The sequence below is a fragment of the Chromobacterium sphagni genome, assembly GCF_001855555.1.
In the GTDB taxonomy this organism is placed as follows: Bacteria; Pseudomonadota; Gammaproteobacteria; order Burkholderiales; family Chromobacteriaceae; genus Chromobacterium; species Chromobacterium sphagni.
On record NZ_MKCT01000080.1, the window covers coordinates 1 to 9,272 of the forward strand.

Here is a 9,272-nt window from a genome sequence, read left to right on the forward strand (position 1 = left end):
TGTATCTGTTTTGCTTTTTGCCCACCGACCGGATTGGCAAGATCGTCCCAGATTGTAGTGCGGTGACCCTAAAACCCCATTGTTTTAATTGAATTAATTATCTTTTTTTGAATTTTTAAATGCCATTTGATTAATACTTTCTCGGTAAATTTGTCTTAAAGCGTACTGTGGCAAGCTAGGGGGTCGATCATGATGATGTGCCGCTCATCCACGCTGTCCAGGTATTGGTCGGCTGGCGGGATGGGGATGGCGTCGCGCATATTGGTCATTAGTCTTCTTAACAGCGCATCTTGCGCCAGCCGCACTGCCAGATGTTCATCCGCTGCAGTTTCCTGCAGATCGTCGAAATCCAGCAGGCGGATAGTGACGGCATCCTTGCGCCGCAGGATGAGGGCGGGGTAGGGGACCATGTGGTCTAGAACTACCTGCTTGCCTTTGTTTTTGTTGCCTTCCAACTTTCTCACCAGCTTATGCGCTTTCAGGTGGGTATAGCGCTTGAGCATGCTCAGCGATTTATGGCCGGAGATGGCGGAAATCTCCATCATGTCGAGGCTGTTCAGTTCAAACAGCCGCGAAATCGCCTCGTGGCGAGCGTCGTGGAAGTGCAGGTCTTTGATGTCCAGCGACTGGTTCATCAGCCGCCAAGTGGATTTCAGGCCTGCCGCGCTGTAGGAAAACACCTTGCCCTTGCTTTTCACTCCCAGCCTGATCAGCGCATCGCGCGCTTTCAGGCTGAGCGGCACGTCGCGTTTGCTGCCGTTTTTGGTTTCCGGCAGGTGCACCACCCGGGTTTTGAGGTTGATGTACTCCCAGCGCATGCCCAGGATCTCCCCTTGGCGCATCGCAGTCTGCAGGGCGATGACGATGATGGAGTACAACTCGGGGTTGGAGTGAGCATGCGCGTAACGCAGGATCAGTCTTTCCTCGCGCGGAGTCATTCTGCGGTCGCGGCCCGGCGGAATTTTCGGTTTTCTGACATTGGACACGGGGTTGATATCGCACAGGCCCCATTCGATGCGCGCAATATCAAAGCAGTTGCTGAGCAGCGACATTTCCAGCCGCACGGTGGCCGTGGACAGTGGTTTTTGCGTTTTGGGATTGACCTGCGCCAGGCGTTGGTCGCGGTAAGTGGCGATGTCTACGCTGGTGATTTCCCGGGTAATGATGTCGCCTAGAAAGGAGCGGCTGATTTGGTCAATGCGGTAGCGCTCTTGCGCATATCCCTTTTTGAGGATGGAAATCCGGTCACGGTAGATGGAAAGCGTTTCTTTAAGTTTTTGGTCTGGTTCCATGTGTCTCGGTTGTCTTCGCTTGGATCAGCATGGCGAGGGCCGGGAAGGGGATGTCCAGCGCGGAGCAAAGGGCGATCAGTGTGTCCAGTGTCGGAGAGCGCTGACCCAGCTCCATCAGGGATATATAGTTTCTCGCGAGATTGGCTTCAAAGCCCAAGGTTTCTTGAGAGTAGCCTTTTTGTTTTCTGAGGTCGCGTAAAACCATTCCGAAGGCGATATTGTAGATATTCTGGCTGTTCATCCCGGCCTTTCGAATTAGGACGAAATTGTCGAGGGGGGTATGTTTGGCGTCCTCCAATTATAGTTGGAATTCTTGGCGGTAAATGTCTGCCAAGCATGCTGGATGCGGGGGCGTGATGCTGTGGGAGCCTATGGAGGGTGTGGCATGCATGGAAAATGGCGATGAGGTGGGGAAGCGCAAGATGCATGCGTTGGAGCGTCGGTTTGCTTGAGGTCATTTCCTGTTTTTTAAAAAGTTTAATATAATGATTATGATGTTAAACATAAAAAATGAGCAAATGGTTAAGCGAATCCTCCAGTTGCTGATGCTGCTAGCCTTGGCCCCGCTGTCCGGGCCGAGGCGCCGCCGGAGCATTTCGACGTGCGGCGCACCGCCAACTGCGCGCTGGATGCATCGGGTCGCTTCGGTGTGCCCTATCTGCTATTGATGGCGTTGAAAGTCAAGGAATCCGGAGTGCAGTTCAGCAATCCTTATGTAACCGGGCGCAACAGCAATGGCAGCGTGGACATCAGCTATTGGCAGATCAATGACTTCTGGCTGCCCAAGCTGGCGCGCTATGGGATAGACCGCGCGCGCCTGTATGATCCCTGCGTCAATGCGCATGTGGCAGCCTGGTTGTTGTCGACCGAGGTTCGTCGGCGCGGCAGCTGGGAGGCGGGCATTGGCGCTTACCATAGTCCGAATCCGTCGCGCGCCAGGCCTTATGCCTTGCATGTGTTGAAAATTTGGGCGGCTCTCAAGCAGGAATACCCTGGCTGGGGTTAGGTTTTCCTGGAACGGTGCGGCGGCCGCGGTGATACAAGGGGCGGTGATGGTGGAAAAGACCCTATGGCTGCCGGGAAGTGGTTCCGGAGGGGGTGAGGTATACTGCATCCATTCCGGGCTTGTGTGTATTGCATGAATGTATTGGGGTAAAGATGAATCAACAAGAATCGCTTCTTCCGGTTGAGCGCCATGAAGAAGGCCAGGAGCCGGCTGAGTCCAGGCTTCCGGTGGTGCTGACCTTTCCGGAGGACAGGCCGATCATCGGACGGGATCTGGACGCTTTCAAGGACTACTTCGGCGCGACCGTGGCGCAGGCGCTGGCGGCGCTGGGCATCCAGACGCATGGGCGGTGGTCTACCATCGTCAAGAAAAAATGCCGATATGCCGGTGGATGGCGCCATCGCCAATCTGGTGCGCTGGTATGCCGCGCATCCGGAGCGTTTTCCGTTCGGTCAGGTCGACATGCCCACGCTCAGGCTTAGGTTGTCGATCAATCAGGACTCGTTTGCCCAGCTGTTTGGCCGGCGCAAGGTGGCGGTGTCGCACTGGGAGCGCAAGCAGGTCAAGCCGGAGCCGCAGGTTCAGATCATTGCGCGCGAGATGGATGATTTGCTTAAGTCGTACGAACATCAGGCCGAACAGGAGCGCGATGGATCGTTGGCGGTGCTGCAGCGGCTGTTGAGCAAGCTGGACGATATCGATGAGGACAAGAGTCTGCGCGGCAAAAGCGAGATTCTGGCGGCCATCCGCGAAACGTTGCTGATGGAAGAGAAGAATATCGCGGTCAAGCAGGAGGCCACCACTCGCAGCCTGGATATGTTGCATGAGTTCATGGACATCGCGGCGCTGAATTCATCACTGATTCCGGCGCCGCCGCCTCGGCGCAAGGGTGTGCGGCAAAAGAAGCTGCCAATCGCAGGAGAGTGACGGCAGAGCGCGCCGGCCGGCTCGGCCGGCGTGTTGCCGGAGGTTTCGTATTCTAAGTTGGAGGGGGCAAAATTTTTTGCTGCCATTCAAATAAAGTTTGATGTAGTATTCACCATAATAAACTTTTATAGGGACGGTATGAAAGCTGACTTACTTGTGCTGCTGACGTTGGTGCTGTCGTCGGCGCCGGTATGGGCCGAGGCGGTTGGCGATCCGCAAGCCGATGCGATTGCGACGCGGGCGCTTGAGTCGACCGCAAGCGGCGCGGTGGCGCGCATCCGGCCGCACAAGGCGTTTTCCGGTTTCCTGGACCGCAACGGCGCGGCAGGCGTCATGCAGGAGATGCGCGGCCGTCGGGACAAGGCGGTGATGGTGTTGAGCGGCGCCATGTACGAGGCGGGGTGCCGGAAGATGGCGGGAGAATATTTTCGCTACAACTACCAGTTTTCAACGCTGGGGAATGCGGAGCCGGTGATGGTGCGCGCCAAGTTCGATCAGTTGGCCGGCCCGGCGTCCGAGTGGTGCGTGGAGCTGGGCAGCGACGATTGGCCGGCGGCGCCGCGTTGTCGGAAACCGTCTGTAATGGCCAAGGAGAAGCAAGCGCTTTGGGATAGGCTGGAGCGGCAGGCGGAGCAGGCGCGCGCGCGCCGCAACGCCTACTTGTCCTCGATTCGCTTCAACCGCTTTGATTATGTGGCGGCTGTCACATCGCCAAGTCTGGATTTATACGACCCGGCCATGCAGAGGCCGGACAGCCCGGCCTGTGCCATTCTGGCCGACGATTTGAGCAAGGCGCTGTTCAGCCGACTGCGGCATGACGCATCCGACGATGCCTATTATCTCAGGCACCGCCAGGCGATAGGCGCCGCCCGCGAGGTTTGGCGCAAGATGGATGCTTTGGAAAAATGAAGACATTCCTGCTTTGCTTTTTTGCCGCGCTGACGGCAATTGCCGCTGGCAGCACGGCGGTGATCCTGTCTTCCGGCAGCGCGGGCGCGGATGGCATCAACTTGCCGCAGGGCGGAGGCGGCGCTGCCGGATTCTGTTTCGCCAAACCGTTTCAGGGTTCGGTGCGGGTGACCAGTCCCGCTTCGGCCGCGCGCAAGCATCCCGCGCTAGGTACCACGCGGCCGCATTACGGCGACGATATCGGCCTGCCGTCGAATACGCCGATTTATGCGCCGGCCGACGGCGTGGTGGAGCGGGTGGCGTTCAACGTCAACAGCGCCGGCAACTTCATCAATCTGAAGCATCCAACGGCTACCTGACCCGCTACCTGCATTTGAACTCGATCGCGGTGAAAAGCGGGCAGCGGGTGCATACCGGCGATCTGCTGGGGTATTCCGGCATGACCGGCGGCAACAATACCGGCCCCAATCTGCATTGGGAGGCGCATTACCTGGTTTACAAGAATCCGTTCCCGCCAAGAGGGCCCACCGGCATGCTGTGCGGCGGCGACGTGTCGATGCCGGAACAGAGCGAAGCCAAGAGTACCGGTGATGAGAACAACACGGTGGAATGGCCCAAGGACAGCGATGCGCCCGATCCGGTATGGGATGCCTGCCCGATACAGCCGCCGCCGGTGACGAGCCAGGGCTGGCGCCTGGACGAACCTGGCCGTACGTCTAAACCCTATTGATAAAAGGTTTGATGTGATGACTATCAAACAAAAATTAAATTCACTGCCATTAAAGAGGAAAGTCTTGGTCCTGCTATTGGGGGGCGGCCTGGCGCTGGCTCCGACGCTGGCGCTGGCGGATTTGTCCAACGACATCCTGGGCAAGATACTGAACCAGGTGACCCAGATCCTGCAGCAGCAGTATCAGCAGTTCGCCGCGATGATTCAGCAGATGGACGTGATGAGGCAACAGGGGGAGGCGATGCGCGACAAGATGGGGCAAGAGTCCGACAAGAACCGCCAGCAGCAGTGCGACATCTGGTGCGGCAAGTCGCTGCCGACTCCCGGCGAGGTGCCTGCCGACGCCAACAACACCGGCTCGCCCGGCGCCGCGATGTCGGCGCGGCGCGGCATGACGGCCCAGTTGCAGGCGGTTACCGGCAATATGGCCGGCAATATGGACCAGAACACGGCGATCCAGGGCTATTACGGCGCGCTGGCGGCATGGTTCCAGAGTGCCACGCCGCAGCAGAAGCAGCAGGTGCAGCAGCCCTTGTCGTTTGCGCCTGGAGATGTCCCCTCGGCGGAGGATCGCAAGCTGGCCGACTACAACGCCAAACTCACCATCGGTCTGGAGCCGGTGCCGCCGGTTGCCGCCGGGCAGATCAAGAGCAATCCGGCGGCGCAGGAGTATGAAGCGCGCCGCATTGGCTACAACTCCGCCCAGTTGGTGGCCTACGACAGCTACCGCCAGTACGATTTGTCGGCGGAGGAGGTGAAGACCGTGTCCGATGTGTTGCTGTCCATGTCGCAGCAAACCATTGAAAACATGAACCCGGGCACTGCGATGAAGGCCCAGGTGCAATTGCTGGCCGTGCAGTCCGGCCTCTTGCTCAGCCAGTATCAATCGTCGCTGCGGCAGGAGCGCCTGCTGGCGGTGATGGCCGCCAACAATGCCCGATTGGCCATGAGCGACCGACTGCGCAGGCTGAGCCAGAGCCAGGCGGTCCAGAGCTATGCCAAGTAAGGAGGGCGTGGTGTCCGTGGCCGGATGCAAGTGGGTGCAGGGGGTGTCGGGAACGGCGCTGGCCTGCCTGCTGGGCATGCAGATGGCGCCGGGCTTGCCCGGTTTCATCGCAATGGCCAGGGCAGAGGCTTCGGCATCGTCTTACGGGCCGTCGGCCGGCCAGACGCAAGCTGAACTGGCGCAGCGGCTGCAGGCGCTGGCGCAAAGCCAGGTGATGGCCAATTACCCGATGCTGCGCGAGGCGTATGTGCAGCGGCAGCTAGCCAAGTTGCGGCAGGATGCCAGTAGTTTGCCGGACACCGAGGCAAACCAAGCCTATCGCGAGGCGGTGGGCGATTTTTCCTGGATGCGGCCGCAACTGGAGGATGCCGTCAGCCTGGATTATTACGGCATGCCGGATGCGCTAGCGAATGAGCTGGTGGCTCAGGCAAATGCCGGGTTAGTGCAGCAAATTCTGGGCAAGTATCCGCCGCAGGTGTTGGCCAACATGCCCAACCAGGCGATCTCGCAAGAAATGAGCAAGATGTTTCCCGTGGTGGCCGGTCGGGCGGCGGACGCCGTGGTGTGGGGGTCGAAGAACCCCATCGTGCAATACCTGGGCAATCTGGACCGGGACTCGTTTGTGCAGTCCATGGTCAACAGCGTGGTGGACTATGCGAAGCAGCAGGCCATTGACTACTTCAAGAAGTGGATCAAGAAGATCATCCAGGAAAACATCATCACCAGGATTACTTCCGAAATCGTCAAGAACTACCCCTATATCGGCCCCTACATCAGCTGGTACCAAACCCAGAAGCAGAAACTGGACAACATCAAGCACCGCATCGACCAGATCAAGAAAGAGGCCGAGCTGTATCTCAAGAAGCTGGGTTTCGACAACGCCATGCAGCGCCAACAGGAGGACCTGACCTGGGGCAAGCAAAATCTGCCGGCTTATCCCAATAGCGATGGTTCGTCCGAGTTTGGCACTTCTGGGGGTGTGCGCGCCAATCAGCAGGTCATCGAACAGTATGCCCGGCAGGAGCGCGGCGGCTTGGCGGAGTGGTCTTACGGCGGCGACCAGCCGACGGCTTTTTACGGCTGGGTGGGTAGTTACCCGGCGGAGAGGCGTGCGGCGGTAATGCAGCCTTACGTGGTGGGTCCGCGGCTGGGGCCGGACGGCAGGCTGCAGCCTGTGGGCGCTGCGGAGCGGGAAAACACCCGCCGCAATGCCTGGCTCACGCTGGGTCTTGAGCCGAATACGCCGTTCACGGCCAAGCCGGGTACGTCCGCTTATCAGGAGGAGGTGGCGGTGCGGGCGCAGTTGGCCTCGGTAATGAGCCAGAGTTATGGCAGTTATATGGAAGGCTGGATGGCGCAGGACCGTATCACCCAGCTGGCCAGCACCATCCAGATGTTCACGCCGGCGGTGATTAACGGGCTCAGCACGGGGCAGGCGAACGGTTGCCGGGTGATGTTGAAGCAGCTGTCGACCGAGGTGCAGATGCAGACATTCCAGTCCCAGCTGCGGTTCGAGCGGCTGTTCGCCGCGTCATCCGGAATGCTGGGCAATATCGAACGCAAGCAACAACTGGCGGGTTTGAGCCAGGGGGCACCGATAGGTGCGATTAACGGTCGCTAGGAGGGGGTATGAGTGTATTGACTGAAGGAGCCAAGGGCATCGGCTTCGTATTTCTGGAACGGGTGCTGGGCAGCGATGCCTTGTCCTATTACGGCATCCACACCACCGGCGTGAATTCGGTCCCGATGACCACCGGCATGGCGCTGGCGGCCGATGTCGCGCTGTGGTTCACCCCCTTGATCACGTTCTACATCCTGGGCATGGGCTTGATCTACTCCTCCCAGGAGGGGGTGGTGCTGGGCAAGCGTTGGTCGGCGGTGATCGTGCCGCTGCGCGGTGTGGGTGGCCTGATGTTTTCCGCGCCGGTGGTGCCGGGCGGCTTGTCCGCCATCCAGGTGATGGTGGTGGGGCTGGCCTTGCTCGGCAACTATATCGGCAACGAGGCGGCCAATGTGCTGGCGGAGAAAATCTTTCTGCCCAGCAGCGGCTATGTCCATACCAAGCCGGCGTCGCTTTTGAATAATACCGAAGCGGCGGCGACCGCGTTCGCCACCATTACCGCGGCGGCGGTCTGCATGAATACCGCCAGCAATCTGGGGGCAAACGGCAGCCCTGCCAAAACCAGTCCTGACACCGGTTCCGGCGTGACGGGGGGGCTGTCGGCGTGGCCATGCAACTATGGGGAGTCGCCACCGGGGCTGCTGCGAGTACGGGGACGGGGATCTCCCTGTCCGACCTTTGCGGCGGCGCGCAAAACCCCAAGTCGGTGAATTCGAATGCCACTCCGAGTTCGAGCAGCACGACGGATGGTTACTCCGCGGGCCAGGCGGATTGCAATTCCGGCACCCTTGTTGGCCCATGCAAGAAGATTGAGGCTGCCAATAACACCCTGAAAGCCACGTTGTCCGCCACCTTGAGCAGGTTGGGCGGAGTGCTGGACGAGCGCACGCTGGCGCTTCTGGCGGGGACGTATCTGACGCAGATGAACAGCGCCATCGACATGGACATGACCGATGTGATCAAGGAAAACACCAAGGCGGTGCAGAAGTTGGGCTGGCCGGGGCTGGGCAATTTCTATCAGAAATATTCGTCGGTCAGCGGCGAAATCGACAACTACATCTATTATTCCGGCGAGCCGAGTTTCGACTTCAAGGACATCGGCGATGAAACCCGCGCCGGCATGGCGTTGAACGATCAGACGCGGATGGCTTTCAAGCGCGCGTTCAAGGCGTTCAATTTTTCGGTGCAGGGGGTTTTGTCCGGCATCGGCGGCTTGATGCAGGCGGCCAACGCCGGCACCGTGTCCGTATTGGGCGAACTGCAGGTGAGTGTTGAAAACCGGATACTGCGCAGCCTGCTTTTCGGCGTGGGCAACAGCGCCTACGACGTGGGCGCGTTTGATGCGGTTCAGCGGCTGGGCGGGATGTTGAACATGTTCGGCACCACCACGCTGAACATGCTGGTCTGCGAGAAGCGCGGCAGCGGCGACGGCAGCCAGTGCGACAAGAGCACCGCCAACGAAAGCGCCCAGAGCGGGATGGTTTCCAATGCGGTCAAATCGATAGCCGGCGGCGGAATGGCGGATGTCGCCACCATGATGGCCAAGACCTCGATCATGGCGGGCATGGTGCTGACCATGCTGTTGCCTTCGGTGCCGACCATCTACTTTGTGCTGATGACGCTGGAGTGGGTGATCTGGCTGGTGGTGGCGGCGCTGGCGTCGCCGCTGTGGATGATCTTTCACATGCTGCCGGACGGCGACTCGCTGGTGCACAGCCGGGCGGAAACCGGTTGGGGCCTGCTGGCCTACATCACCTTGTTTCCCTTGTTGGTGGTGTTGG

The 9,272-nt window shown here is 59.5% G+C and carries 12 protein-coding genes; 10 read left to right on the top strand and 2 right to left on the bottom strand.

The genetic code is table 11. The annotated features are described in order from the left end of the window. Positions 1-155: 155 nt before the first annotated feature. A complete protein-coding gene (locus tag BI344_RS20910) occupies positions 156-1,292 on the bottom strand; it encodes a site-specific integrase (protein ID WP_071114731.1) in 1,137 nt (378 codons plus the stop codon). After that, positions 1,270-1,533 carry a helix-turn-helix domain-containing protein gene (locus BI344_RS20915; RefSeq protein WP_071114740.1) on the bottom strand — a complete coding sequence of 88 codons (264 nt, stop codon included), beginning with the start codon at positions 1,531-1,533 and terminating at the stop codon, positions 1,270-1,272. The genes BI344_RS20910 and BI344_RS20915 overlap by 23 nt, the downstream gene beginning before the upstream one ends. A gap of 360 nt (positions 1,534-1,893) precedes the next feature. Here BI344_RS20915 and BI344_RS20920 point away from each other — a divergent pair, with 360 nt between their 5' ends. The 10 genes from BI344_RS20920 to BI344_RS20960 all read left to right on the top strand — a co-directional run. Continuing rightward, the gene (locus BI344_RS20920; RefSeq protein WP_071114732.1) at positions 1,894-2,298 is read left to right on the top strand and encodes a lytic transglycosylase domain-containing protein; all 405 of its coding nucleotides are present in this window, start codon (positions 1,894-1,896) and stop codon (positions 2,296-2,298) included. A gap of 152 nt (positions 2,299-2,450) precedes the next feature. Then, positions 2,451-2,780, top strand: a complete 330-nt coding sequence (locus tag BI344_RS25020) for a hypothetical protein (protein WP_139167096.1) — start codon at positions 2,451-2,453, stop codon at positions 2,778-2,780. Further along, a complete protein-coding gene (locus BI344_RS20925) occupies positions 2,680-3,225 on the top strand; it encodes a hypothetical protein (RefSeq protein ID WP_071114733.1) in 546 nt (181 codons plus the stop codon). The genes BI344_RS25020 and BI344_RS20925 overlap by 101 nt, the downstream gene beginning before the upstream one ends. A 156-nt stretch (positions 3,226-3,381) precedes the next feature. Continuing rightward, the gene (locus tag BI344_RS20930; RefSeq protein WP_071114734.1) at positions 3,382-4,134 is read left to right on the top strand and encodes a hypothetical protein; all 753 of its coding nucleotides are present in this window, start codon (positions 3,382-3,384) and stop codon (positions 4,132-4,134) included. Beyond that, the gene (locus BI344_RS25565) at positions 4,131-4,493 is read left to right on the top strand and encodes a M23 family metallopeptidase (RefSeq protein WP_071114735.1); all 363 of its coding nucleotides are present in this window, start codon (positions 4,131-4,133) and stop codon (positions 4,491-4,493) included. Before BI344_RS20930 ends, BI344_RS25565 begins: the two co-directional genes overlap by 4 nt. 14 nt (positions 4,494-4,507) lie before the next feature. Then, on the top strand, positions 4,508-4,864 hold the full coding sequence (locus BI344_RS25570; protein ID WP_071114736.1) for a M23 family metallopeptidase: 357 nt from the start codon (positions 4,508-4,510) through the stop codon (positions 4,862-4,864). 64 nt (positions 4,865-4,928) lie between these two features. Next, positions 4,929-5,870, top strand: a complete 942-nt coding sequence (locus BI344_RS20945; protein ID WP_071114737.1) for a hypothetical protein — start codon at positions 4,929-4,931, stop codon at positions 5,868-5,870. A gap of 10 nt (positions 5,871-5,880) precedes the next feature. Next, on the top strand, positions 5,881-7,491 hold the full coding sequence (locus BI344_RS20950) for a hypothetical protein (RefSeq protein WP_071114738.1): 1,611 nt from the start codon (positions 5,881-5,883) through the stop codon (positions 7,489-7,491). 8 nt (positions 7,492-7,499) lie between these two features. Further along, positions 7,500-8,201, top strand: coding sequence for a hypothetical protein (locus BI344_RS20955; RefSeq protein ID WP_071114739.1), 702 nt, complete (start codon positions 7,500-7,502; stop codon positions 8,199-8,201). Positions 8,202-8,332: 131 nt separating this feature from the next. After that, positions 8,333-9,272 (top strand): hypothetical protein (locus tag BI344_RS20960; protein WP_139167099.1); only part of this gene is annotated, 940 nt, incomplete at its 3' end.

Coding starts and splice junctions, on each gene's coding strand:
- BI344_RS20955 (WP_071114739.1), top strand. CDS start 7,500: ATGAGTGTATTGACTGAAGGAGCCAAGGGCATCGGCTTCGTATTTCTG.
- BI344_RS20910 (WP_071114731.1), bottom strand. CDS start 1,292: ATGGAACCAGACCAAAAACTTAAAGAAACGCTTTCCATCTACCGTGAC.
- BI344_RS20915 (WP_071114740.1), bottom strand. CDS start 1,533: ATGAACAGCCAGAATATCTACAATATCGCCTTCGGAATGGTTTTACGC.
- BI344_RS25565 (WP_071114735.1), top strand. CDS start 4,131: ATGAAGACATTCCTGCTTTGCTTTTTTGCCGCGCTGACGGCAATTGCC.
- BI344_RS20925 (WP_071114733.1), top strand. CDS start 2,680: ATGCCGGTGGATGGCGCCATCGCCAATCTGGTGCGCTGGTATGCCGCG.
- BI344_RS25020 (WP_139167096.1), top strand. CDS start 2,451: ATGAATCAACAAGAATCGCTTCTTCCGGTTGAGCGCCATGAAGAAGGC.